Source organism: Marinoscillum luteum, from assembly GCF_044005705.1.
Lineage (GTDB): Bacteria > Bacteroidota > Bacteroidia > Cytophagales > Cyclobacteriaceae > Marinoscillum > Marinoscillum luteum.
On the sequence record NZ_JBIPKE010000020.1, the window covers coordinates 755,382 to 782,377 of the forward strand.

17 protein-coding genes are annotated in these 26,996 nt (G+C 46.3%); 9 read left to right on the forward strand and 8 right to left on the reverse strand.

The annotated features are described in order from the left end of the window. Nucleotides 1-103 precede the first annotated feature (103 nt). The 3 genes from ACHKAR_RS20805 to ACHKAR_RS20815 all read right to left on the reverse strand — a co-directional run bounded on the left by ACHKAR_RS20805 (nucleotide 104) and on the right by ACHKAR_RS20815 (nucleotide 10,856). The gene (locus ACHKAR_RS20805; RefSeq protein ID WP_395419360.1) at nucleotides 104-2,299 is read right to left on the reverse strand and encodes a tetratricopeptide repeat-containing hybrid sensor histidine kinase/response regulator; all 2,196 of its coding nucleotides are present in this window, start codon (nucleotides 2,297-2,299) and stop codon (nucleotides 104-106) included. 282 nt (nucleotides 2,300-2,581) lie between these two features. Further along, on the reverse strand, nucleotides 2,582-10,687 hold the full coding sequence (locus ACHKAR_RS20810) for an MBG domain-containing protein (RefSeq protein WP_395419362.1): 8,106 nt from the start codon (nucleotides 10,685-10,687) through the stop codon (nucleotides 2,582-2,584). A 4-nt stretch (nucleotides 10,688-10,691) separates the two neighbouring features. Further along, a complete protein-coding gene (locus tag ACHKAR_RS20815; RefSeq protein ID WP_395419364.1) occupies nucleotides 10,692-10,856 on the reverse strand; it encodes a hypothetical protein in 165 nt (54 codons plus the stop codon). A gap of 171 nt (nucleotides 10,857-11,027) precedes the next feature. On the opposite strand from ACHKAR_RS20815, the gene ACHKAR_RS20820 reads away from it, so the two are divergent. Together ACHKAR_RS20820 and ACHKAR_RS20825 are read left to right on the forward strand one after the other, a co-directional pair. Further along, entirely contained in the window at nucleotides 11,028-13,214 is a 2,187-nt protein-coding gene (locus tag ACHKAR_RS20820; RefSeq protein WP_395419366.1) for a tetratricopeptide repeat-containing sensor histidine kinase, read from the forward strand. Between the two features lie 74 nt (nucleotides 13,215-13,288). Beyond that, a complete protein-coding gene (locus ACHKAR_RS20825; protein ID WP_159582055.1) occupies nucleotides 13,289-14,011 on the forward strand; it encodes a LytR/AlgR family response regulator transcription factor in 723 nt (240 codons plus the stop codon). An 18-nt stretch (nucleotides 14,012-14,029) separates the two neighbouring features. On the opposite strand, the gene ACHKAR_RS20830 is transcribed toward ACHKAR_RS20825, so the two are convergent. Together ACHKAR_RS20830 and ACHKAR_RS20835 are read right to left on the reverse strand one after the other, a co-directional pair. Beyond that, a complete protein-coding gene (locus ACHKAR_RS20830; protein ID WP_395419368.1) occupies nucleotides 14,030-14,869 on the reverse strand; it encodes a DMT family transporter in 840 nt (279 codons plus the stop codon). Beyond that, nucleotides 14,866-15,516: an ABC transporter ATP-binding protein gene (locus tag ACHKAR_RS20835; RefSeq protein WP_159582057.1), complete on the reverse strand. Its 651-nt coding sequence runs from the start codon at nucleotides 15,514-15,516 to the stop codon at nucleotides 14,866-14,868. The genes ACHKAR_RS20830 and ACHKAR_RS20835 overlap by 4 nt, the downstream gene beginning before the upstream one ends. A gap of 208 nt (nucleotides 15,517-15,724) precedes the next feature. Between ACHKAR_RS20835 and sucC the strand changes: the two genes are divergently transcribed. Then, nucleotides 15,725-16,936: an ADP-forming succinate--CoA ligase subunit beta gene (gene sucC, locus ACHKAR_RS20840; RefSeq protein WP_159582059.1), complete on the forward strand. Its 1,212-nt coding sequence runs from the start codon at nucleotides 15,725-15,727 to the stop codon at nucleotides 16,934-16,936. A gap of 114 nt (nucleotides 16,937-17,050) precedes the next feature. Here the strand turns inward: sucC and ACHKAR_RS20845 are convergent, their stop codons facing one another. The 3 genes from ACHKAR_RS20845 to ACHKAR_RS20855 all read right to left on the reverse strand — a co-directional run bounded on the left by ACHKAR_RS20845 (nucleotide 17,051) and on the right by ACHKAR_RS20855 (nucleotide 19,239). Next, complete coding sequence (locus ACHKAR_RS20845) at nucleotides 17,051-17,392, reverse strand: hypothetical protein (RefSeq protein WP_395419370.1); 342 nt, start codon at nucleotides 17,390-17,392, stop codon at nucleotides 17,051-17,053. A gap of 60 nt (nucleotides 17,393-17,452) precedes the next feature. Further along, nucleotides 17,453-18,505 (reverse strand): DUF4249 family protein, encoded by a 1,053-nt coding sequence (locus ACHKAR_RS20850; protein ID WP_395419372.1) that lies wholly within the window; start codon nucleotides 18,503-18,505, stop codon nucleotides 17,453-17,455. 179 nt (nucleotides 18,506-18,684) lie between these two features. Then, the gene (locus tag ACHKAR_RS20855) at nucleotides 18,685-19,239 is read right to left on the reverse strand and encodes a DUF3575 domain-containing protein (protein WP_395419374.1); all 555 of its coding nucleotides are present in this window, start codon (nucleotides 19,237-19,239) and stop codon (nucleotides 18,685-18,687) included. 400 nt (nucleotides 19,240-19,639) lie between these two features. Between ACHKAR_RS20855 and ilvE the strand changes: the two genes are divergently transcribed. The 6 genes from ilvE to ilvA are packed head-to-tail and all read left to right on the forward strand — an operon-like array spanning nucleotide 19,640 to nucleotide 26,920. Then, nucleotides 19,640-20,530 carry a branched-chain-amino-acid transaminase gene (gene ilvE, locus ACHKAR_RS20860; protein ID WP_159582063.1) on the forward strand — a complete coding sequence of 297 codons (891 nt, stop codon included), beginning with the start codon at nucleotides 19,640-19,642 and terminating at the stop codon, nucleotides 20,528-20,530. Between the two features lies 1 nt (nucleotide 20,531). Continuing rightward, nucleotides 20,532-22,208, forward strand: coding sequence for a dihydroxy-acid dehydratase (gene ilvD / locus ACHKAR_RS20865; protein ID WP_159582065.1), 1,677 nt, complete (start codon nucleotides 20,532-20,534; stop codon nucleotides 22,206-22,208). Nucleotides 22,209-22,218: 10 nt separating this feature from the next. Further along, nucleotides 22,219-23,952 carry a biosynthetic-type acetolactate synthase large subunit gene (ilvB, locus tag ACHKAR_RS20870; RefSeq protein ID WP_395419376.1) on the forward strand — a complete coding sequence of 578 codons (1,734 nt, stop codon included), beginning with the start codon at nucleotides 22,219-22,221 and terminating at the stop codon, nucleotides 23,950-23,952. 19 nt (nucleotides 23,953-23,971) lie between these two features. Further along, complete coding sequence (gene ilvN, locus ACHKAR_RS20875) at nucleotides 23,972-24,565, forward strand: acetolactate synthase small subunit (RefSeq protein WP_159582069.1); 594 nt, start codon at nucleotides 23,972-23,974, stop codon at nucleotides 24,563-24,565. A 28-nt stretch (nucleotides 24,566-24,593) separates the two neighbouring features. After that, nucleotides 24,594-25,640 carry a ketol-acid reductoisomerase gene (ilvC, locus tag ACHKAR_RS20880; RefSeq protein ID WP_159582071.1) on the forward strand — a complete coding sequence of 349 codons (1,047 nt, stop codon included), beginning with the start codon at nucleotides 24,594-24,596 and terminating at the stop codon, nucleotides 25,638-25,640. 8 nt (nucleotides 25,641-25,648) lie between these two features. Then, nucleotides 25,649-26,920, forward strand: coding sequence for a threonine ammonia-lyase IlvA (gene ilvA / locus ACHKAR_RS20885; RefSeq protein WP_395419378.1), 1,272 nt, complete (start codon nucleotides 25,649-25,651; stop codon nucleotides 26,918-26,920). Nucleotides 26,921-26,996 lie beyond the last annotated feature (76 nt).

Genomic DNA, 26,996 nt, shown 5'->3' on the forward strand with positions numbered 1-26,996 from the left:
CCGATTGATCCAGTGATACTATGACATCTCACATCAAAAAAATGCCCCTGAGGCACTCAAAACAGATTAAATGCAGGAAATCGTGTGAATTTTAGTGGCACTATCAGACTGAAGCCAGCACTGCATAGAGTTTTTCCTGCTCTATAGGTTTGAGTAAAAAACCGTTGAAAAACTGTGAAGATTCATCACCAAAGCCCACCATCACATCAGCGGTGAGGGCATATATAGGCGTGTTAACATTGGGGTTGTTCGTATTCCGGATGCGCTGCGAGGCCTCTATGCCATCCATGCTCGGCATATGAATATCCATGAGAATACAATCAAATACCTGTGACTCGGCCAACTTTACCGCCTCCTCGCCATTGCGGGCGTGTACACTTTCCATCCCCCAGTTGCCCAGAAGCTTCAAGGAAACCATGGCATTGATCATATTATCCTCCGCCAGCAAAATAGACTTGGGATTGAGTTTCTTCCTTCGGGTTTCGGTTTTCAAGCGGCGCGGCTCTGCCTTTTCCAGATACAGGGTAAAATAAAAAGTGGCTCCGTGCCCCACCTGACTCTCCACATGGATATTGCTTCCGTGCAACTCAATTAATTTTTTCACAATGGCCAGCCCCAAGCCCGAGCCACCATACTTTTTGCTTTTGTGAAACTGCGGCTGAGAGAAACTATCAAACACCTCGTGAATAAAGTCCTCCTCTATGCCGATCCCCGTATCCACCACACTGAATCTGAGCAGGTCTTTATTGTTTTTGGTCTCCCCGTATTCGATATTCAGACTGACGGATCCCTTCTCCGTAAATTTGATAGCATTACTTACCATGTTGCCCAAAATCTGAGTAATACGTGTTTCGTCAACCATATAAAAATCAGAGACCTGTTCTGAAATGTGCATTTTCAAACTGATGCCTTTCTCAATAGCCATGTTGCTATAGGTAAGACGTATATTTTCCATCAACTTCCTGAACGCCACGGTCGATGGCTGCAACCTCAGTTTACCTACGTCCAGCTTGTTGAAATCCAGAATATCATTAATGATCCTCAGAAGGTTGTTGGAAGAAAAACTGAGTGAACTCAATAGACTTACCTGATCTTCCCGGGCGCTCTCCTGCAATAATGAGGTGATGGTGGTCACCGCATTCAGCGGAGTTCTGATCTCATGACTCATCGTAGAGAGGAAGTCCTGCTTCATCTTGGAGGACTGCTCTGCTTTATTCTTTTTATCCATGATTTCAGCCTTCTCACGCTGGTTCTCAGCATCTTTTTGTAGACGCTCCATGGTAGTGATGGCATCATAGCTGTGGATGACTTTCTGGGTCTGTGCACCTATGAGGACCTCCTTTTCCGTCACATAATCCTCGATGTAGCCGAGGGCATTCTCAAAATCCCCACGCTCTTTGAAAATCCGATATAGCAGGTTGTTACATTTGGATTTGATCACCACCAGGTTGTACAGTCCTGCGAAATTCAACGCTCCCTTCAGTGCTTCTATCGCCTTGTCCAGATCCCCCTCTTCATAGTACATCACCCCAAGCTTGTGGTAGCACATGCCCAATCCCAGCAACTCTCCGATCTCCCTGTGCAACCGTATGGCTTCCTGGTAGGCCTCTTTGGCACGGTTACTTTGCCCTTTTTTCACATAGACCTTGGCTTTTCCGTACAGGGCAAATGCCAATCCCCGCTTATCCCCGAGCTCCTGCTTCATCTGAAATGACCGCTCAATGAGCTGCTCGGCCTTTTCTGTGTCGTTCTGGTTAAGGTAAATACCCGAAAGGGGGTTATAGGCGTCCGACTCCAGGTCTCTGGCACCGATCCTTTTGGCAGCCTGGGCAGATCGCTCATAGGCCATGATGGCATTGCGCTCATCACCAAAATACTCGTAAATCCCCCCGAGAAATTTCTGAACTCCAGCCAAATTATAGTAATCCTTTGTCCGATTGTAGATATCCAGACAATCCAGGAGATAAATGAGGCTCAGGTGATAATTTTCTGACTTATAATGAATTTCTGCCAGTTGGAATTTGCTGCGGGCAATAAGCTCCTCCTCACCCAGCACCTGATAAAGTCCGATGGCTTCCCTGATATAATGAATGGATTGATCGATTTCACCGAGGGCCTGGTGCAACTCTGAGAGCTTATACAGACTTCTGGCCATCAGGCCGGTATCATCCAGCTTCATACTGAGCTCAAGCGCTCTGCTAGCCAATCCCAAGCCAATGTGCAAGTCGATATCCTGCTGATTGGCTCTTTTCAGAAATTGTAAAACTCTCTTCGCATCTGTCAGGTCGGTGTAATACATTCGGCGGTCTGGCTGTTAGCAATCCTGAAAATACAAAATCCCCACCTTTTGGAGGGCTTTCTATGTAAAAAGAATTTACATAGTCAGTCGGCTCAAGCAGGGTTCTTTATCATACCGTTTTAAATAAATATCCTCCGGAGCAAGCGTTTTCGGATATCTTGGAAACTCCCAAAACAACAAAGCGCTCCTGCAGGTACTGCAGGAGCGCTCATTGATTTCAAAAAAACCAGCCCCCTCGGGGCTGGTTGGAACAGACTCTGTGAGCCTGCCCCCGCCTTAGTATCATTTTTTAACCAGTCTGAAAACCTGGCCCTCTACCTTGATCAAGTACATTCCAGCCGGCAATTCACCAATCTCCAGCTGCTGATTGGTAACACCTGATCGTACCAGATGACCTACTGCATCATAAAGCTCCAATGGTTTGGACTCTGAAGATTTTACCATCACAAAGTTCACTGCCGGATTTGGATACACTTCTATGAGTTCCGCTCGTTCAACACCCAGTATTGGCTCACCCGCCTCGATGGTCAGGGTGCCATTTAACAGAACGAATGAATAGTTATGATCCATCTCCGCCACCAATACAATGGGGTATGACCCAGGCATACTGGAAGGAGTTGCCGTAGTAGAAGCTACCGGCTCCTTATGAAGGTCAGCTTTGGTATCTCCATTCACGAATCCTGAATAAGTCACTGTAAGTGCCGGGATCAAATCACCTTCTGTGATCACCACATCATTGGCAGTCACCGTCAACGTGGCTTTCCCAATAGTTAATTCCGCGCTTTCATACTGAAGGTCATAGTTGACACCCGCTGATATGCTACCCAAACTAATCAGGTACACGCCTGCGTTCTCTCCAGCTACCCTCGTCAAAGCTCCCGATAACACATCCTCTCCTATCAACTCCCCTCCGGAAATGGAATAGGTCAATTCAGGATCAGACTCACCATAAACTTTCGTTTTGGCATCAGCAGCCACAGTAAGAGGTGCCTTATCAATAGTTAATTCCGCGCTTTCATATTGAAGCTCATAGTTGACACCCGCTGATACGCTACCCAAACTAATCAGGTACACCCCTGCGTTCTCTCCAGCTGCTCTCGCCAAAGCTCCCGATAGTACATCTTCTCCTATCAACTCCCCTCCGGAAATGGAATAGGTCAATTCAGGATCAGACTCACCATAAACTTTCGTTTTAGCATCAGCTATTACTGTAAGAGGCGCCTTAGTGATAGTTAATTCTGCGCTTTCATACTGAAGATCATAATTGACACCCGCTGATACACTACCCAAACCAATCAGGTACACGCCTGCGTTCTCTCCAGCTGCTCTTGTCAAAGCTCCCGATAGTACATCTTCTCCTATCAACTCCCCTCCGGAAATGGAATAGGTCAATTCAGGATCAGACTCACCATAAACTTTCGTTTTGGCATCAGCTGTTACAGTAAGGATTGCTTGTTCAATGGTCAGGTCAGCCTCCTCAAAGTGAAGCTCATAATTGGCTCCAGCCAGCAATGTTCCTTGATTGATTGCATACGATCCCACATTTTCTCCACTCTCTCTCACCAATGCTCCCGTGAGCACATCCTCCCCTACCAGATCACCTGCGGTAATCGCATAAGTCAATTCAGGATCTGACTCGCCATAAACCTTCACCTGATCTATAGCACTCACCGTGAGCTCCTTCGAACTAATGGTCAGCAAACCATCTGTGTAGGTTATCTGGTAGTTGGCTGCAGTGGCTCCCGAAGCGGTGATGGGATACGCTCCAACAGAACTCTCCACTGATGCCGCTGAGAGCACTACAACAGGGCTATTAAGTACCGTCTCATCCTCATCCTTCACAAAACCCTGATAGCTCACTGTCAATGGAGGGTTTTCATCTCCATAAACCTTTGACACATCGTCTGCAGTAATCATCAGGCTAGCCTGATGCACTGTCAATGTACCACTGGTGTATGTAAACGCATAGTTATTATCTTCTGCATCCTCATTGGCCAGCAGGGTATAGGTACCTGCATTGGTGACCAAAGCAGAAGCAACTGCCCCGCTACCAGGGGTAGCTATATCTGTAAGATCATCATCATTTACAAACCCGGTATAGCTCAGAGTATAAACCGGTTCTGATTCTCCATAGGTTATTGATGCATCCTCTACAGTCACCTCCAGAGTGGCTTTGCCAATGGTCAGCACATTCTGAACTTCTTCGGCTGCCACATACACATCATCACCCACCTGAGTAGCCGTGATGGTTACACTTCCTGCGCTTACCACGGTAGCTACTGTGCCATCTATGGTCACAATGTCCTCATTCGAGCTAACAAAAGACACGTCCAAACCTGATGATGCAAATGCGACCAGCTCAAAAGCGCCATCTCCATAGACTTTCACATAGGTGGTATCAAAAGTAATCTCCTGATGGAGAGCGCTCACGTTCACTGCAAACTCCTCCGTAACCGAGCCACCTAATGGATCAGTAACCGTAAGTGACACCATGGAGGTACCCACTGATAACTGAGTAATGGACAGTACGGTACCTGTTAAACTCACTTCAGCTACCACATCAGAACCATTGATCATAGCATAAGACAGTCCCTGACCTTCGGGATCTTCAAAGTTGGCTGCAATGTCGAGCGTAAACACTTCAGAAGACCTGGTTAATTCCACATCCTCGAGAGGGGTGACCACCGGGTTGGCGTTCACATCGATCTCGAATTTTTCGGTAGCAGTGTTTCCGGTAGCGTCACGGGCGGTGAGGGTGATTAACGAATGACCATATCCCGTCTCCGTCAGTACCAGATTACCATCCAGAATAGTGGCCGCAATGGCGGTTTCATCTGAATTGCTCACCGAAAGGCTCAACACATCTCCTTGCGCATCCACAAATACATCACTCACATCAATAGAAAGAGTACCAAACCCTTCGTTTAGCTGTAAGTCCTCAAGGAACCGATCTACGATAATTCCCTTCACTGAAAGTGAAATTGGAGTCCTCACTTCCCTATTTGCTGGGTCATTGCTCAAAATAGCAAGTGGTAATTCGAAATCTCCGTCATAACTGGAGTTCGGATTATAGGTAACTAACACCGTGACCGTTTTACCTGGAGCAATCACACCTTCCGTATCAGAAAAGGATACTGCATTGTACTCCGGACCGAATGCGACTTTTCTTCTGTAGGAGAAGCCTCCCCCATTTCCATCCTCCGTCCAGCTATCCCAGCTGATGTCATAGTATTGATCTGATTTAATATCATGCATGGAAAATGTTCTTCCCGGCTGTTCATTGGGTGGGTAGGCTACATCTCTCCACTTGCCATATTCGTTGGCGCTAACAGTGATAAAAGGACCTGGTATAGCAGAGCCATCACCAAGCCATTCTGTGCCCTTTGGTGATTCGTAATTGGACCTGTTGTATTGCGTTTCCAGGGCTATATTGAAAATACCCCGCTCATTTTGTCTGGTGATCCAGAGATGATCAGAGACTCTATCCTGAAACGCTTCAAGTTTGTAATCTGCATAATCCGGCTTGACAAATGAGATTTCTTCTCCATAGGTGCCCAGTGACCAGCTCAGGTCAAAGTCTCCACTATTAGAGATTGTGAATGATCGCGTAATCGTTTCTCCCAAAAACAGTGAAGCATTGAGGTTGGGTTTCACTACGGATATGGTAGCTGCAGTAGCTCCTGATCCGGAAACGCCCACCACGAAACTTGGATTGGCAGCATCGTCTGTAGTGATGGTGATAAGGCCACTAAAATCACCGGAGGATGGTGGATTGAAGGCCACTGCTACCGTTTTGGTTTCATTTGCTTTGATGCGAACACTCTCAGAATCCACTGTGAACGCCGGATGATCTGAAGCCAAACTGACCACACCACTGGCCGAACCGGAGTTGGTGATGGATATTTCCTGATAAGATTTATCTCCTATTGGGGCTACCCCAAAAGCCAAGGACTCCTCTGCCACCGACAATGCCGGGGCTCCAAGTACGGTGATTTTACCTACCAACTTTTTTGATGGCGCCAGGCCATTGTGGAACAGGGTAAACTCCTGATAATGCACCCCAGCGTCCAGCCCTTCCGCACTCAGACTCAACTCCACAACTTCCGCTTCGCCCGGAAGAATTTCGCCCTCATTTGGAGAAATACCACCAACTTCGGCGTAGTAAAATCCCATTGCTCCATTGTTGGTATAGTTGGTAAAAAGGAAATCAAAATATCGACCCTCCTCTACCATATAGAGAGATACCACTTTCCCGGGCAGGTTGTTAAAATTGTGACTCAAAGAATAAACCAGACTATTCCAATCGGCGGAATATGCCGTTGACAAAAGATCTTCCGTAGCTCCCAAAGCCCATTTGACCGAAGACGGGTTATAGGTATAGTTACTGGTTTCCTTGATGTTAAAAGGCCCATTGTAGCCATTTCTGGTAATCCAGACCTTATCGCTTAAATGAAGCTGATTTGCTTCCAGTTTGTAATCAGCCAGCTCTTCCTTCATGAAGAATCCGGACCATAGGCTCCACTCAAGGTTGGTACCTCCGGTATTGGAGAGGGTAACTGTCTTTTTAACCAACCCTCCACTTATCATCGTGGCAGCTATGGTATCTGCACTCACCGTCACCTCAGGGCCATAGAAACCCTCAGCAGAAACTGCAAGGTTTAATACAGGTTCATCAGCGTCATTGCTACTGATGGTGATGGTTCCTTCGTAGATGGTTTCAGTTTCCGGTGTGAATCGGGAATAAATGGCTTTGGAAGTACCACCAGGAATCACAAACGAAGAAGTTTCGAAAGAGAATACCTCATTATCAGTACTCAGGGTGATTTCGAGATCAGCGCCACCAAGGTTGTTTATTTCTATTGCGGATTCTACAGTATGCGTTTTTCCGATAGGAAAAGAACCAAAATCCAGGGGATCCATCGCTACTTCGATCTCAGGCTCACCATCTACATGTAGCTTGAAAGTAACCAGCTGTTCTGGATTATTAGGGTCATTCGTCGCAATCCTATAGGTAAACTCATGATCACCCGCCGTAGTATTTGCTGCGGAAAAGTATAGGGGAACGTCTACCGATGCTCCGGCCTCCACTACACCCTCATATGCTCCCAGGCCAAGCCATCTCACACCTGCGCGCCGCTCATAAGCAAAACCACCTCCGCCAAGGCCTTCACCAGATGTCCAACTGGTAAAATGAAAATCATAGTACAAGTCATCAGGAATCATATGCATAGAGATCTTAGCATTATTCATAAGGTCTCCGCCATCCCAGAAATCGGTGAAATAACTGTATTCGGTAGATTCATAAGTAGAAGCCTCATTACCCCACTCGAATGTCTCCGCAACCCGAGTATACTCATCTGCTTCCAAAATATTGAAAAGCCCTCGCTCATTCGCGCGAGTCAACCATACATGATCAGTAATTCTGTCCTGAGCAGACGCATCAGTAGTCAGCGCAAAATCTTCCTTCTCGAAGTAAACATCGTAAGCCACTGCCCATTCCATCTGCCCGAGTCCGTTGTTCTGAATAGAAAGTTGCTGCACAGAACTGCTACCAAACGCCAGCGTATCATAAAATATCACATCGTTCATGGCAAAAACCGGCACATCCAGTATTAGACCTGAAACCTCAATGGTATATTCAGAATGCTCAGAGTCATTAGTAGTCAGTGTGAGTGTGGCGACAATAGGTCCAACAACTGATGAATGAACCGTCACTGGAAGCTTATGTGAGCTCCCCGCAGGAATAGAAATACCGTCTGAGCTTACCTCAAAACTACTGTTATCAATTGCCACAGAAGCGATCTCCAGCACATCCGAGCCACTATTTCGAATCCTTACTTCAAATGTCTTAGCCACCCCTTGAACCGTAGACCCGAAATCGTAGGTCTGATCCGTCTCCGAAATATCAGGAGTTCCTGTAGTGGTAATGGTAATTGGCACCACGGCCGATGGTAAAAGGGGATCGTTTGATTCCACGGTAACCGATCCTGAATAGGTACCCGCCGGCATATTGCCGTTCACATTGATTACGGCATAGTCCGTCATGCCTGCAGCTGTGGATGTTGGCAGAATCTCCCTGCGCACATACGAATACCCTCCTGGGGTGTAGTTACTATAATTATCCGCTGACCAGGTAATGAAGTCCAGATCAAAATACCTGTCTTCCGCGGGAATGTAGATGGAAACCGTCTTTCCGGGCAGCTCGCTCGCATTGCCCACAGCATTCGGGAAGTAACTTACATAGTCTTCCGCACTCAGGTATCGGGCAGAGCCCAATGCATATCTGATTTCAGGACTACCGTTGTAGTTACCCATATTACTATAGAAGTTCCGCACCAGCGATACATTTTCCGTCAGGCTATCCCGATACTCCGGCAAGCTGGTGTTTACATTTTCTGGCTTTTCAAAAAACACCTCCAACTCGGGGTTACTCTTATATTCCGGATTGATCCACTTAAATACCTCATAGCGAGTGTAAGACAGACCTCCACCAGCTCCGCAGCAAGTCCATGAATCGATGTGTAAATCGAAGTATCTTTCCTCAGAAGGTATATAAATCGAAAGGATCTGACCAGGTAGATCACTGGCACTACTATTAACCCCAGACCTGAAATCACTCTTGTATTTGGTGGAATTATTGTCTTTGGTAGACCCCAATGTATACATTATTGGCGCAGAAAGGTAGTTATATATCCCTCCTTCATCGTCCCTTGCCAGCTCCACGTTTGGAGTGAGTCGGTCACGATTCTGTGACAGAGAGATGTCGGCATGGTCTTTCTTTTCAAAAAAAGAGCCAGCGGATGAAACGGCCCCAGTGACCGAAAAATCCCATTCCAAATCAGATGTTCCATTATTGAAAATGGCCAGGCTGTCTTTAGTGCTTTCTCCATGGCTCATATCAAAGGCCAGGCTTGAAGGAGAGATGGACAAAACAGGTGCCCCTACCGCCGAAGCGAACAAGTCAACATACAGAGAGTCTTCTTCATGGTCACTCACTATCAGCAATTGACCGGAATGTGATCCGGCAGACTTGGGGATAAACTTCACAGGAACGGACACACTGGCTCCCGGCTTAATCGTAAGTGTTTTCCTGGTAGGGGAAAAAACAGGGTTATCACTCGAAATATCCGTGATGTGCAGATCTGCAGTTCCTGTAGAATGAAGGATCAAAGTCCCGGTCGAGGATGCTCCAGTATATGTTTCCACAAATACGGGTGTGGTGTAATCCAGCTCCGGACTTCCGTCCACCACTGCAGTCAACTGTAGCGTTACGTTCGGGCGGCCAGTATCATTGGAGGTGATCACGAACGGCCACTGATAGGTGCCCTCATTACATACCGCAAATGTGATGGTATACTCAGCGGAGGCTCCGGCCTCAATAGAACCACTCAACGCACTAAAGCTGGCACACATTCCCTGAGTATTGGTGCTCGTGCTACCATTCCAGTTCAATGTGGACCCTCCAGTATTGAAAATTGTAAACGTCCTTTCAATCGGCCCCTCTGCATTGTCCATGCTCACAGAGATGGTAGATTCCGATAGCTCAATTTGGGGTACCGGAAGTACCTCAAGCTTCACCACCACTGTGGTAACAGGCTGGCCGGGGTCATTACTGGCAATGTCGACATGTCCGTAATGAGTGCCTGATTCCAATCCCGCATCACTTAGCAGGATACTCACGGACTCGGTATTACCTGCTAATATCTCCCCGGTATAGGAAGCAGTCAGGTTGTAAAAGGGGAGCATCTCCTTTCTGATATACGTAAAACCTCCACCGGTTTTTCCACCACTCCATTGCTGCATGTAAATAGAATAGTATTTACTGGAGGATCCATTGGCGAAATCAATCTTCAGAGTAGCCGTATCCCCCACTAGTGACTGAGGATCATTACCATGCATGGTGTTGAAGGTGGTGAAATCTCCTGGCGACACCTCATTGACAGTGCCCAGTGCCCAGGAAGTACCCTCCGGTGAGCTGGTCTCTGAAGCTACTTCACTTTTGGCGTTGAACAAACTCTTGGTTTCATCCCTGGTAAGCCAGACATGAGGTGCAATGCGATCCTGGTTGGCTGGCAAGAGCCAGTTGGCATAATTCGCTTTCGTGAATACTACCGACTTGGCAGTACCATAGGCATTTCGCTCCGTATAGGAGTCAATGACCAAAGGAGCATCTCCCGAATTGGTAATATTAAAAGACACCCCGGCTGTCCCTCCTGATTGAACAACCGCCGAGATGGTATCCGTGGAAACATATAATTGCTGCTGAGCAGTAGCCATCGAGGCTCCAAAGCTGAAGACGATCACAAAACTCAGTGCTTTCCACAGCACACGTGCAAATCCGGGTCTCTTACCCGATTCGGTCAGAAATAAATGGTAAACTTGATTCATAGATTTATTGGAGAAAGAAAAACACCTTGATATTGAATTTTTGATGATCATGGACGAGCTGTTCGTCATCATAGATTAGCAGGTTTGAGATTTGATTCTTGTTGGTGATAATATGTCTGTTGGTCTGAATAGCATTTGTCTTGGCATATGAATTGGTCATTCTGACCATAAAGAAGATCAATTGGCAAATTGCCCTTGGGTTTTTGTCCACGAATGCCGTGCTTTGTGGCGCCAACACCAGAATTCATGTCGTGAATCTTGCCGCCCCTCACTGACATATTTCAAAAAAGGACAAATGATTAGATGAAACCAGCTCATTGGCAGGCCGCTGGAGAATTGTATGAGCTACCCGATAAAGCTGTTGTTATTAATTGTACTTAGTATTACCCTTCAACACAGTGGCTTTGGGCAAAGCCAACGGATAGACAGCATTAAATCCACCCTTCATCGTGAAACGCTGGCAGACAGCACCCACATAGATCTTTTATTGGAATTGGCTGAACGTTACCACCAAAAACGGATGCCCGATTCTACACTCTCTTATGCCCGACGGGCGTTATCTCTGGCAGAAAATCAAGGCAAATACCACCAGCACATTAAAGCACTGCGCCTGATTGGCGCGGCTCACATCATCAAAAACGACTTCATTGAGGCTCAAGCCTCTTTGGAAAAAATAGTACCCTCTGAGGCAACATCAGACAAACTCACACAGGCCGAACTGGCCAATGCACTGAATTATAAAGGCATCGTAGCAGGCTATCTGGGAGATTTTCAGACATCTATTTCATTCTACAATCAATCACTCATTATCCACAAAGCCCTAAAAGATTCTATTTCCATAGCTGGCAGGTTCATCAACCTTGGAAATGTGTACATGCGGCAAGGTGACTACCCGGCTGCCATCCGGTCCTTTTTCGAATCGTTCAACTACCTCAGTGAAGATGGTGGAGAAACCCAGGCCATCCTCAACCTGAATCTTGGCGAATGTTATGAGCTTCTGGAAGACTATAGAAAAGCCAGGCAGCACGCACTCAAAGCCCTGAATGGATTCGAAAATAGCACCCAGTCACCAGTGGGTATATCTGAGAGTCATTACACCCTGGGCAATGTGTATTCACAAATTGGCAATCGGGATTCCTGCATTTTTCATATCAACAAGGGTATCTCTGTTGCGCTAAAAACAAACGACGCAGACCGGGTTGCCGAGGGACACCACTATTTGGCACTCCATTATAAACGCAACGAGGAATGGAATAAAGTAGCCGAGAATGCCTCCATTGCTTACGAGTATTTCAGGAAAGTGAAGTCTCCGAGAAGATATACTGCTGCCCAATTGGTTTTGTCTGAGGCCTATCTGAATCTTCACGACATAAAAAAATCAGTTGCGCTGGCAGAGAAAGGCCTTTCACTCTCTCGTGAACTTGAGCTCAAAGACACTGAAAAGGACTTTCTGTTGCTTCTATCCAGGCTTTATGCTTCACAGAAAGACTTCTCCAAAGCCTACCAACTTAGTCTGGAATACTCCGCTGTGAAGGACAGTGTACTGAATCAGGAAAAAACCCGCCAGATTGCCAACATAGAGGCGCTTTATGAAAATGAAAAAAAGGAGCAGCAACTGGCTCTGGCAGTTGCCAGACAAAAAGCTGCACAGTCAAGCCTGGAAGAACGTAAAACCCGCGAACTCTTTCTGATTGCCGGCCTTATGATGACCATGGTGGTGCTTGCATTGGGTATTTTTCTCTATGTCACCCTGCGACAAAACAAAAAAGTGGTGGATGATCAAAATACCAGACTTCAAAACCTAATCAAGACAAAAGACCGCTTTTTTAGTATCATAGGGCATGATTTAAGAGGGCCTATCACCTCCTTTGCAGGCATCAATAATCTCATAAAATGGTATATCGAAAAGAAAGATGAAAAGAAGCTGCGGGCGCTTGGTGAAAATATTTCCAAATCGGCAGAGCAACTGGACACACTCCTCAACAACCTGCTGAACTGGGCCATGGCTCAAACAGGAGGCCTCCCTTATCACCCGGAAAGCTTCCAGCTAGAACCCGTGATCCATGAAATAGAAGGCCTTTTCACCAACCAGTTGAAAGTGAAAAACATTGCTCTGACGGTTAAAATCACTGAGCCTACCTGTGTTCTGGCAGACAGAAACGCACTCCTGCTGGTACTGCGAAATCTCATTTCCAATGCCCTCAAATTCACCCCTATGAATGGTGCTATCCTGATAGGGTGCCAGACAGAAAAAGAGCAGGTGCTTATTCAGGTTCAGGACTCAGGGGTTGGTATTCCCAAGGAAAAACTGGAAACCCTCTTTGAGTTGAATGAAAGCAAGTCCACCTTTGGCACCGCAAATGAGAAAGGCACAGGACTTGGGCTCATCCTTTGCAAGGAATATGTGTCTCTCAACAAAGGCACCATCAGCGTGGACAGCACCCCGGGCCACGGCACAGTGTTCACTTTTACATTGCCTATCTCCTCCATGAACGAGGAGCCAATCTCCAACATCTATCAACCCTAAAAAACATTAAAATCACCCTTAAAACCTAAACAATCTATCACCCTTCTGGTTTGCCTTTGTACCCTAAAAACTATATGTCCAATATCCGAATACTGTCCGTGGAGGACGACCCCATTTACGCAGAAACCATACGTTTTACAGTGGAGCAGGCAGGCTATCAAGTGATAGATGTAATAGCCGACAGCACAGAGGCCCTGCGCGTCATAGAATCCACCCGGCCCGATCTCCTCCTGCTGGACATCCACATTTCCGGGCCGCACAATGGAATAGAGTTGGCCAACAAACTGAATCCGGCCATTCCTATTATTTTCATCACCTCATTGCGCGAACGTTCCATTTTCGAACAAGCCAAACAAACCAAGCCTTTTGCTTTTATCCTGAAGCCTTTCGACCCACTGATGTTGACCAATGCGATAGAGCTGGCAGTAGCCAATCTTGCCGGAGAGAAAAAGGATGTCTGGAAAGAAAAAGATGTCATTCTATCGGACAGCTTTTTTATCAAGGAAAAAAATGTCCTCGTCAAGGTAATGGTAAAGGACATTCTCTACATCAAGGCAGAAGACAAATACTGTATACTTCACACCCCTCAAAAGAAATATATCATTCGGATTTCCCTGAAAGACCTGCTGGCCAAAATACCCTCCAATTATTTGCAGGTGCACAGATCTTATGTGGTAGATTCACTTCGGATCAGCCAGATCATTTTGGAGGATTTCATGCTATATATAGAAGGGGAGCCTGTACCCATAGGCATGTCGTACAAAGACCAGGTGCTTTCTCAAATCAAAAAATTGTAGTACCGAGACACCTTCTTATCACTTCTTAAAAACCACATTGCCTATCACCCCGGCCAGCACCAGCCCCATGCCCACATAGGTCATCAGGTTAAACGTCTCATCAAAGAGAAGCCAGCCAAATCCCAGTGCATACACAATACCAATATAATTGAGAATAGAGACCTTAGAAAGCTCTGCAGACTGATAAGACTTGGTCATAAAAAACTGAGCAACCTGTGTACACAAACCTACGGCCAGCAGCACCAGCCAGTCCCACCCCACCGGCTGCACCCACACCATCACGGACCACAGACCTGCCACTGGCAGCATGACCAGCGGGAAATAGAAAATGATCACCAGTGGATGTTCGGAGGTCTTCAGCATTCTGATAAAATTGTAAGCCAGCCCCATAAAGAGAGAAGCACCCACCCCCATGAGCAGGTGCAGGGTAGAAATTCGCGGATCAAACCCCTGTACCACCACCACTCCCGCGAAACTGATCGCAAAGAAAAGCCACTGCCAGGACCGCACCTTTTCTTTGACCAGAAAAATACCCAAAATAGCCGTGAAGATCGGGGCCAGGTACTGCAGCGTAGAAGCGGTGGCAAGGGGTATTTGCTGTAACAAACTGAAGTAAGTGATCAATGCGATGGCTCCGGTAACGCCTCTCAGAAGTAGGATGGACTTATTATTTCCCCATACACTTACCTGCTGGCGGTGCAGGTAAAAGACACTGATGACCAAGGAAATAACCGATCGGAAAAGAATGATTTCAATGGCCGGAATATGAGGAATCAGCTTTACACAAACCTTCATCAGGGTGAAGGTAAAAGTGGCCAGGAGCATGAATTTTACGCCAGCAGACAGTTGAGCCTTCACAGGATCACCCCATCTTCAATCTCCAGCTTTCGGTCTGCCATCTCCGCCAATTCTTTATTGTGGGTGACAATCACAAAAGTCTGGTTAAGCTCCTTTCTTAGATCAAAAAATAGCTGATGCAGTTCATCTGCATTTTTGGAATCCAGGTTTCCACTGGGCTCATCAGCAAATACAATGGAAGGATCATTGATCAGTGCACGCGCTACAGATACACGCTGCTGCTCTCCACCTGAGAGTTCGCCTGGCTTATGATCTTTTCGCTCCAGCAGCCCTAGTAGCCCCAGCAGCTCCATCGCCCTACGTTTGACCTCTGTACCTGATCGCTTAGCGATGAGCCCGGGTATCATCACATTTTCCAGTGCTGAAAATTCAGGCAGCAGGTTGTGAAACTGAAAAATAAATCCAATGTGCTTATTTCGAAAACCAGCCAGTTTCTGTTGGTTGAGCTGAAAAACGTCGGTATTGCTGATGAAAATTTTTCCTTTTTCAGGGGAATCCAACGTACCCAGCAAATGCAGCAAGGTACTCTTGCCTGCCCCCGATGCCCCTACGATAGAAACAATCTCCCCTTCTCTGATGTGGAGGTCTATTCCCTTCAGGACGGGAAGCTTTCCATATGCTTTGTACAGGCCCTCAGCTTTTAGCATGCCGCAAATATATAGATGTTCTTTAGTTGATAACCTCCCTTTTTACGGTTTAGTCATTGGATCCCCTCATATCAGACTCCTCCTCGCTGAAAGCAATATGTGGTCACTCACTTTTCACTCATATTGTCCCCGATCTACTGAACTTTCAATGCCATTCGGTTGAATAAGCAAGCCGTTTGCCGTAGATTCGCAAGAAAATTCAGACAGCATGAACATCCACGAATATCAAGCTAAAGAGATATTGAAAAGCTATGGTGTAACCATCCAGGAAGGAATCGTAGCTGATACCCCAGAAAAAGCCCATGAAGCAGCCAAAGAACTCAACAGAGAAACAGGCACAGAATGGTATGTGATAAAGGCACAAATCCACGCTGGTGGACGCGGAAAGGGAAAAATTAACGAAACCGGATCCAATGGAGTGGTATTGGCAAAAGGTTTGGCAGAGGTAAAGCCCAAAGCTGACGCCATCCTGGGTGGTACGCTGGTCACACACCAAACCGGACCTGAAGGCAAAAAAGTCAACAAGATATTGATTGCTCAGGATGTGTACTACCCTGGCGAGTCTGAGCCAAAAGAATATTACCTCTCTATTTTGCTTGATCGTGCAAAAGGATGCAACGTCATCATGGCTTCCACAGAAGGCGGTATGGATATCGAGACAGTGGCTGAAGAGACTCCTGAGAAGATCGTCAAAGAATGGATCGATCCTGCTGTCGGTTTGCAAGGATTTCAGGCCCGAAAAGTAGCATTCGCCCTTGGACTGGAAGGTCAGGCATTCAAGGAAATGGTGAAATTCATTTTCAACCTTTACAAAGCATACGAAGCCACCGATAGCTCTCAGTTTGAGATCAACCCGGTGCTCAAAACATCAGACAACAAAATCCTGGCAGTAGATGCCAAGGTCAACGTGGATGACAATGCCCTGTATCGCCACAAAGACATTGCCGAAATGAGAGATCTATCGGAAGAAGATCCTTTGGAGGTAGAAGCTGGACAAAATGGACTGAACTATGTGAAGCTTGACGGAAACGTAGGCTGCATGGTGAACGGAGCTGGTTTGGCCATGGCTACTATGGACATCATCAAGCTATCAGGTGGTGAGCCTGCCAACTTCCTGGATGTAGGGGGTGGGGCCAATGCACAAACTGTAGAGGCCGGTTTCAGAATCATCCTGAAAGACCCTAATGTAAAAGCCATTCTCATCAACATCTTTGGTGGGATTGTGAGATGCGACCGGGTAGCCAATGGTGTGGTAGAAGCTTACAAGAGCATCGGAGACATCAGAGTACCGATCATTGTGCGTCTGCAAGGCACCAACGCCGAAGAAGGTGCGAAAATCATCGAAGAGTCTGGCCTGAAGGTAACGTCTGCCATTGTACTCAAAGATGCCGCAGAGAAAGTAAAACAAGTACTGGCATAACGAATAATACTGTAACAAGACAAGCCTGGCCCAATCAGCCAGGCTTGTGTTTTATCTAAATCCAATGAACTACTTCCAGCTATGGTAATAATTGATTGGACAAGAGGCTCAATCTCAATAACTGCAATTTTCAACATTGACCCCCCAGTAGTCATAAGTGTCAGAACAAAAAGGCCAATCGTCTTCAGCCGTTACGTTCACCCCTAAGTAACCACCACCAGGTTTTGAAACATAAATATAATATCCAAAATCGTACGTAATCGTCCCTCCACTAACAGACCAGTTATAGGTATCCCATCCAGAAGTGGCAATGAACATGAAATCACCAGAACCTGTCCTGCAATCACATTCAATACATGATTGATTCCTACTAATTTCTACAGGTGACGGGCAAGTTTGACCATAAACAAACATTGCTTGAAACGCAATTAAGCATGTAAATACAAGTTTTTTCATATCTTTTTTAGATATAATTTACTCTTAACTGTTTATATAACCAAAAAAACTTACCTCCTTTCACTGAACTTGGTCATAAAGCCTAGATCTTTCAAAGGTCCCTCCTATATTTTCACAATTGAAACATCGTGTATCGTTGTAGTATCCGCAAACTTCGTTGACTGGAAATTCAATTTGATTCGGGTAGATCGCCAGTGCCATTGTATCTATATAAACAGCTCTTAAGTAGCCATTTACCTGGTCTTCAAGGTCAGATTCATTGTAATACAAATTACCCCGTAGCCTGCCCCTTGGCTTATCGAAGATTGAGCCCACGTTCTCAATTAATTCCTCCATATCTCTTAAAAAAAAGAAATATCCCTCAGAAACTGATTGTTGGTAAATCAAAAAAACATGTTTTCGGAGAAAGGTTTCATCAATATCTCGCTGAATAAAGTGTTCCCTTGAATAAACCAGTTCTGATCCAATCGTCGGTTGTAGCAACTCCAATTGACCAAGACCTAAATCACCATAATGATAACAGGGAGGTGGTGGTTGAAATGGATAAATTTGATTCTTCTGGAGATACTGATACAGTTCATCAGCTGTCCAGTAAAGAAACAGTGGCTGCTCCACCAGAGGAATCTGAGCTCGCATTTTAAAATCCAGTATCTTCTTTTTAGTGTCTATCCCCAACGAGGAAGTTTCAGTTAACCAAACCTCCTTCCAGTCAATATCAACACTAACATCGCTTCGCATGGGCAATGTATCTGGTTCACTCAAAATCTCGGTACCGTCGTTAAGCAGCACACTGATCCTGTACGCACCACCGGACACCCCCCTCACAATTAAGCCGGGGCAAACATACCGACCGATTTCAGAAGACAGACACGGCTCACAATTACCCAAATGATCATAAAGGTTCACTTCCGCTCCGAATACAACCGCACGGTCAGTGGAGTTTATCCTCGACCGCTCCACATCTACATAATAAGGCCCCGGCCCCTGATGAATCAAACCCGAAATCACCATTTCAGTTTCGGATCCGCGCCCAGAGAAATTTAATTCATAGGGCTCTTCACACCCGAAAAAGCAGTAAATGAGAATTGAAAATAAATAAACGATACTTTTCACCCCTAACTTTTCTTTAAAAAGAAACGATATTTTTAAAGTTATAAAAATTTCAATTATCCATTACATGTAATCAAATAGATGCCGTTTCAGAAACTGAGTTCAGCCTTGTAAACATCAAAACACAAAAAAGGCTTCCTGTAACCTGGAAGCCTTTTTTTTATGCAATCTATGCTGGATCATTAGAAGGCGTAACCGATCGCAAAGTGCAATTCCGGACTAAAGCCCTGGAACAGATTTTCATTATCAAAATCATCTTCGCTGCCTTCTTTTACTTTCAGGTTAAAATCTGAGTACTTGCCGCCGAACGCCAGATCCATCACGAAGCTCTTGCGCTTACCCATCAGCCACTGAAAACCAGCCTTGGCTCCAAATCTGTATGCATTCAAGCTGCCTTTGAAGTCTTCCTCATCATTCTTCAATGTGAAATTGTTATACTTCATAAAGGGAGCCAGATAAAATCCATCAAGCGCTTCCTTGGTCACATAAAACCGATACTCTGGCAACAAACCAAGTCCTGAAAACGAGGTGCCATCAGAGGAATAGCTGAAGTAAGAAACGCCAAGCTGGGCGGAGCTGGCATCACCAAGCTTACGCTCGTAGTTGATCTTGCCAAGCCCGATAATCAGACCCATTGGGTTGGCTTTTAGCGTATTCTTCTTTTCAGCATCCTGTGCGGACACACTGGTCATTCCAAATACTGCAATGATAAAAAATGAGGTTAGAACCTTTTTCATAAGTATATAAGTTTGTTTGGCCGGGGGAAAAACAAATGCCATGCCAGAACGACTCATGCCCCTGAATCTAATCACTAAACATCGTAGATAAAAGAAGGTGGAAATGCTCAATTTGAACTAATACTGAGCTTGATTAAAAAAATCAATCTTCTTTGATATCGTAATTATTATTATTTCTGTAAAAAAATCGAAGAGGTAGGTTGTCAATTTGCTGGCTTATATATTAGCTTTGATTTCGAATAATGAAAAGAATCAACCTAAATATTGTCATTGTACCAATTATTATTCTGGTCACCACTGTGATTAGGAATGGGAATGGCTGTGTTTAGCAGAAAATATAAAATAAACACAAAGCGCCATTCCTAACACGGAATGGCGCTTTTTTTTAATCAAATTGACCATGTACTACGACGATCGTACAGAAGTATTTTTGGATGGGGAATGGATCAAGGCCAAGGACGCAAAAGCCAGCCTTTTCGATCAGACCCTCCACTATGGCACAGGCGTTTTTGATGGGTTGAGGTCCTATAACAATGGTAATGGGTTCAACATCTTCAAACCTGCCGAGCACTTCAAAAGGCTGCATAAAGCCGCCGAAAAGGTTTTCTTGAAAATACCCTACCCCATTGAAGACCTCATCAAAATAGCCTACGACCTGATAGACCGGAACAACCTCACCAACGCCTACATCAGACCCCTGGTTTTTGCCGGACCCAACATGATCCTGGCACCGTCTAAGGAATCACACTTTTTCATGACTGCATGGAAATGGGCCAAGTACCCCGGATACGAGCCACTCAATACCATGATCTCGTCCTATCTGAAGCCCAGCCCCAAATCCACCGTAGTAGATGCCAAAATCGTAGGAAACTACTCGGCCAATACCCTGGCATCTGCAGAGGCCAAGCGACTGGGCTACGATGAAGCCATCCTCCTGGATCACAATGGTCACCTCGCGGAAGGCCCTGGCAGCAACATCTTTTACGAAAAAAATGGAGAACTCTTCACTCCCAAGCTGGGTAACATCTTCCCCGGGATCACCAGAAGCACGGTACTGGAGATTTGCGAAGAGCTCAAGGTAAAAGTCACCGAAAAAGACATCACTCCCGAAGAGTTTTACAAAGCTGATCACGCCTTCTTCTGTGGCACCGCCACCGAGATCACGCACATCAGCTCTGTGAATGGAGAAAAATTCAAAAAAGAGTGGGAAGGGTCCATCGGACACAACCTCCACTTGATCTACCAACAAAAAGTAATGTTTGACGAGTACCAGGGACTCACGATTGTATAAAATGGCGCAAGAACTCAACACTTTTAGCAAAGTAATCACACAAGACCCTACACAACCTGCCTCGCAGGCGCAGCTCTATGCTACAGGCCTCACCGAGGAAGACATGGACAGAGCTCAGGTGGGCATCGTATCCACAGGTTTTGAGGGCAATCCATGCAACATGCACCTCAACATCCTCGCCCATCAGGTGAAAAAGGGGGTAAGAGAAGCTGACCTGGTAGGTCTTATTTTTCACACCATTGGGGTGAGTGATGGTATTTCTAATGGTACCGTAGGGATGAAATACTCCCTCATTTCCAGAGACATCATCGCCGACTCTATTGAAACGGTGGTCAACGCCCAGTTTTATGATGCGGTGGTGCCGGTAGTAGGATGTGATAAAAATATGCCTGGGGCCATCATGGCACTTGGAAGGCTCAACAGACCCGGACTCATGGTCTACGGAGGTTCTGTGAAACCCGGAAAATGGAAAGGCGAAGACCTGAACATTGTATCGGCTTTTGAAGCATATGGTGCCCGCATGCAGGGCAACATGTCTGATGAAGATTACAAAGGCATCATCAAAAACTCCATCCCGGGCCCCGGAGCCTGCGGCGGCATGTACACGGCCAACACCATGGCATCAGCCATTGAGGCTATGGGGATGAGCTTACCTTTTAGCTCCTCTAACCCTGCTGTGAGCGATGAAAAACAGACGGAAACACAAAAGGTAGGAGCGGCGATCAGAAACCTGCTGGAGAAAAATATCCTCCCAAGGGACATCATGACAAAAGAGGCATTTGAAAATGCCATCACCACTGTTATGATACTTGGTGGCTCTACCAATGCGGTACTTCACCTCATTGCTATGGCCAGATCAGTAGATGTAAACATAGGATTGGACGACTTTCAGCGAATTAGCGACAAGACCCCTTTCCTGGCCGACCTGAAACCAAGTGGCAGGTTCCTCATGGAAGACCTTCATAAGATTGGCGGAGTACCCGGCGTATTAAAGCTTTTGCTGAAAGAAGGCTACCTGCATGGCGACTGTATGACGGTCACAGGCAAGACACTGGCCGAAAACCTGGCCGAAGTTCCTGATCTGCATGATGACAAAGGACTGATGTACAGCTTTGATAAACCTATCAAAGCCAAAGGACACCTCCAGATACTCTATGGCAACCTGGCACCTGAAGGGGCCGTGGCGAAGATCACCGGCAAGGAAGGTGAAGTTTTCGAAGGACCCGCCAGGATTTATGAAGATGAATTTGATGCCATCCGGGGTATACAGGAGGAAGTACAAAAAGGAGAAGTGATTGTAATCAGATACTCCGGACCAAAAGGTGCTCCCGGAATGCCGGAAATGCTCAAGCCTACTGGTGCTGTGATGGGTAAAGGACTAGGTAAAGATGTAGCGCTCATCACCGATGGCAGGTTCTCAGGCGGATCGCACGGTTTTGTGGTGGGTCACATCACTCCTGAGGCCCAGGAAGGTGGCCCGCTCGGACTGATCCAAAACGGAGACATCATTCGCATAGATGCCATCACCAACAAACTGGAAGTGAAACTTTCGGACGAAGAGCTGGAAGCACGCAGAAAAGCCTGGAACAAGCCACCTTATAAGGCTACGAAGGGCATATTAAGGAAATATATCAATTCAGTAAAATCAGCCTCGGAGGGTTGCGTAACTGATGAATAAACATAAGACTATGAATTCACCATCTTTAGCGGTAGAGAAGGAGCCCAAACAATCCACGATCAAGGTATCGGGAGCAGAGGCGGTTTTATTATGCCTGATCGAAGAAGGAGTTGATGTCATATTTGGCTATCCCGGAGGAGCCATCATGCCTATTTATGATGCGCTGTATGGTTATGCCGACAAGCTCAACCACATTCTGACCAGACACGAGCAAGGTGCAGCACATGCTGCACAAGGATATGCCAGAGTCAATGGTCGTACTGGCGTCTGCTTTGCCACCTCAGGCCCGGGAGCCACCAACCTCATCACCGGCATAGCCGATGCACAGATTGACTCTACGCCTTTGGTAGCCATCACCGGCCAGGTACCTTCGCACCTTTTGGGCACAGATGCCTTTCAGGAAACGGACGTGGTAGGTATCTCCATGCCCGTCACCAAGTGGAACTATCAGGTCACACGCGCTGAAGAAATCCCGGAAGCCATTGCCAGGGCATTCTATATTGCCGGCACAGGCAGACCAGGCCCCGTATTGGTGGACATCACCAAAGACGCACAGTTTGGTGAGTTCGAGTTTAGCTATAAGAAATGCACTAAAATCAGAAGCTATCACCCTTACCCCATTTTGGAAGAAGACAAGATAGCAGCGGCTGCCAAAATCATCAATGAAGCCAAAAAACCATTTTTGCTGGTAGGGCATGGCGTGTTGATTTCGGAAGCTCAAAAAGAGCTACTTGCTTTTGCAGAAAAAGCCAACATCCCGATGGCCTCTACCCTGATGGGCCTCTCTGCAGTACCAGTGAACCACCCTCTCTATGTAGGCTATCTGGGAATGCATGGAAACTATGGCCCCAACATCAAAACCAATGAGTGTGATGTGATGATCGCCATTGGGATGCGATTTGACGACCGGGTAACCGGAGATCTCAAAAAATATGCACGTCAGGCCAAGGTTATTCACATAGAAATAGACCCGGCTGAGATTGATAAAAATGTAAAAACCACTGTGGCCATCAATGCAGACGCCAAGCAGGCACTGCAATCATTGATCAAGCAGACGGAGTCCAATAATCACCAGGCATGGATTGCAGAATTCAGGGAGTGTGACAAACTGGAAGAAGAGAAGGTGACTAAGAAGGAGAAATTCCCTACGGAAGGCCCCATTTTGATGGCTGAAGTGATCCGAATGATCTCTGACAAGACCGAAGGTAAAGCGGTGATCGTGACGGACGTAGGGCAGCACCAGATGGTAGCCAGCCGCTACTATGAGTTTGCAGACACCGACTCCAATATCACCTCAGGCGGACTGGGCACCATGGGATTTGCCCTGCCAGCCTCCATGGGCGCACAGGTAGGTCGTCCGGACCGTACCGTCATTGCAGTGATCGGGGACGGTGGCTTTCAGATGACCATACAGGAGCTGGGGACCATCTCTCAGAATAACCTGGGCGTGAAAATCCTTATTCTCAACAATAACTTCCTGGGGATGGTACGTCAGTGGCAGCAGCTTTTCCATGACAGAAGATATTCTTTCACCGAATTGACCAACCCTGACTTTCAGAAAATCACTGAAGGCTACGGCATCAAAACCAACAAGGTCTCCGAGAGAGCCGCATTGAATGCAGCAATCGACGAATGGTTGGCTGATAAAGGTCCTACCCTGCTGGAAGTAGTGGTAGAGAAAGAAGAAAACGTATTTCCAATGGTACCATCAGGAGCCTCCGTATCTGACATCAGATTAGAGTAACCCATTTAATAAACAAATCATGTCAAACTCTATATATAGCGAAGACAGTAGTGAGAAAGTGGAAAAAGACTTCACGCTTTCGGTGCTTACCGAAGACAAAGCGGGGCTTCTGAACCACATCACGATCATTTTCACCAGGCGGAAAATGAACATTATCAGCTTGAATGTATCCACTACGGAGGTGGCGGGAGTTTCACGATTCACCATCGTGCTGCATTCCACCCGCGAAACCATCGAAAAAGTGGTGAAGCAGATCAGAAAGCTCATCGATGTACTAGGAGCCTTTGTTTATGAAGACCATGAGATCTACTATCAGGAAATAGCCCTTTACAAAGTGCCTACCAAGGTGTTTTTGAACGGCAGCAAGATTGAAGATCTGGTGAGAAACAGCGGCGCACGCATACTGGTGATCGAAGAAGATCACATCATCATAGAAAAAACCGGTCACAAGAAAGACACTCATGATCTTTACAAAAAACTCGAGCCCCATGGTTTGCTGGAGTTTGTGAGGTCCGGAAGGGTGGCCATTTCCAAATCAAAAAGAAAGACCGAGGCCTACATCAAGCAATTGGAGGATGCCCCGTCACATTATTTAAGCATAAAAGATTTTTAAACTTATTTTATTACAAACAAACAAAACAATGGCGAAAATCAATTTTGGAGGTGTAGAAGAGGAAGTAGTAACAAGAGAAGAATTTCCTTTATCAAAAGCTCAGGAAGTACTAAAAGGTGAAACAGTAGCGGTATTAGGCTACGGTGTGCAAGGCCCGGGTCAGGCACTCAACCTCAAAGACAATGGCATCAACGTGATCGTTGGTCAAAGAAAAGATTCTAAAACCTGGGACAAGGCAGTAGCCGACGGATGGGTACCAGGCGAAACGCTTTTCGAACTGGAAGAAGCTTGCGAAAGAGGCACAATCCTACAGTTCTTGCTTTCAGATGCTGGTCAGATAGCCCTTTGGCCTACCGTAAAGAAATACCTTACTCCAGGAAAAGCACTGTACTTCTCTCACGGGTTCGGTGTGACTTACAAAGAAAAAACAGGCATCATTCCTCCTGCTGACGTAGATGTGATCCTGGTAGCTCCTAAAGGCTCAGGAACTTCTCTCAGAAGACTTTTTGTAGAAGGAAAAGGACTTAATTCCAGCTTTGCTATCCACCAGGATGCTACTGGAAAAGCCAAAGACAGAGTAGTTGCTCTGGGTATCGCTGTGGGATCAGGTTACCTGTTCGAAACAGATTTTTACAAAGAAGTTTCTTCTGACCTTACAGGTGAAAGAGGTACTTTGATGGGTGCCATTCAGGGAATCTTCCGTGCACAGTACGAAGTATTGAGAGCCAATGGTCACTCACCTTCCGAAGCTTTCAACGAAACTGTGGAAGAAGCTACTCAGTCGCTTTATCCACTGATCGCAGAGAATGGAATGGATTGGATGTATGCCAACTGCTCTACTACTGCACAAAGAGGTGCTTTGGATTGGATGGGACCCTTCTATGAAGCGACCAAGCCAGTATTCGAAAAACTCTATAAGTCTGTGACAGATGGTATAGAAGCTCAGAAATCGATCGATAGCAACTCTCAGCCAGACTACCGGGTAAAACTGGAAGCCGAACTGAAAGAATTGGAAGAATCTGAAATGTGGCAAGCCGGCAAAGCTGTAAGAAAGCTGCGTCCAGAAAACAGTTAATCAATAGAATGACTACAAATACTACCCATACGGCTTTTTATCCGGAGGTAGAAGAGGTAAAAAAAGCACACAATATACTGAGCAAGGTGATCTATCAGACCGCCTTGCAGTATAGCTTCAATCTGAGTGAGCGCTATGACGCCCACATCTATCTCAAAAGAGAAGACACCCAGATTGTGCGCTCATACAAAATCAGAGGTGCTTATAATAAAATCACTTCGCTCGCTCCTGATCAGCTCATCAATGGAGTAGTATGTGCCAGTGCTGGTAACCACGCACAGGGCGTAGCATTCTCCTGTTATAAACTTGGGGTGAAGGGCGTGATTTTCATGCCCGCTCCCACCCCCAAACAAAAAGTGCAGCAGGTCAAAATGTTTGGCAAAGACAAAGTGGAAGTGATCCTGGCAGGAGACACCTTCGATGATGCCTACCAGACGGCCATGGAATACTGCACAGTGAATAAAAGCACGTTTGTGCACCCCTTCGATGACCCTAAAGTCATAGAAGGTCAGGCCACCATCGGCCTGGAGTTGTTCAAAGATGCCAACTTCAGCATCGATTATCTTTTTTTACCAGTAGGTGGCGGCGGATTGTCTGCCGGAGTATCCTCCATTATCAAAGCCCTGAGCCCACATACGAAAATGATCGGTGTGGAGCCTGCCGGAGCCCCTGCCATGCATGAAGCATTTCAGCAAGGCCATGTGGTGACATTGGAAGAAATAGACAAGTTTGTGGACGGTGCGGCCGTGAAACGTGTAGGCGAACTCACCTACCCGCTCTGCAAAGCCAATCTGGATGAAATAGCCCTGGTAGACGAGGGGAAGCTCTGCTCCTCCCTCATCAGCATGTACAACGAAAGCGGCATAGTACTGGAGCCCGCAGGCGCACTTTCGGTGGCCGTACTGGACCAGTACAAGGATCAGATCAAAGGCAAAAACATCATCTGCCTCCTGTCTGGCAGCAACAACGACATCACCCGCACCGAAGAAATCCGGGAGCGGTCTATGCTCCATGAAGAGCTGATGCACTACTTTATCATCCGTTTTCCCCAACGCGCCGGAGCACTGAAGGAATTTGTGGCCGAAGTACTCGGGCCCGACGATGATATCGTGCACTTTGAATACACCAAAAAGACCTCACGAGAAAAAGGCCCCGCACTCGTAGGTATCGAACTCAAAGCCAAAGAAGACTTTGAGCCCCTATTGACCCGAATGAAACAAAGGAACTTTTTCGGCGAGTATCTCAATGAAAAACCAGATTTATTTAGTTATATGATCTGAAATTATTAGACTTTTGGACATTGGATCAGCCAAGTGGACAAAGATTTTTTAAAACCTGTAAACGCGGAGGCTATAA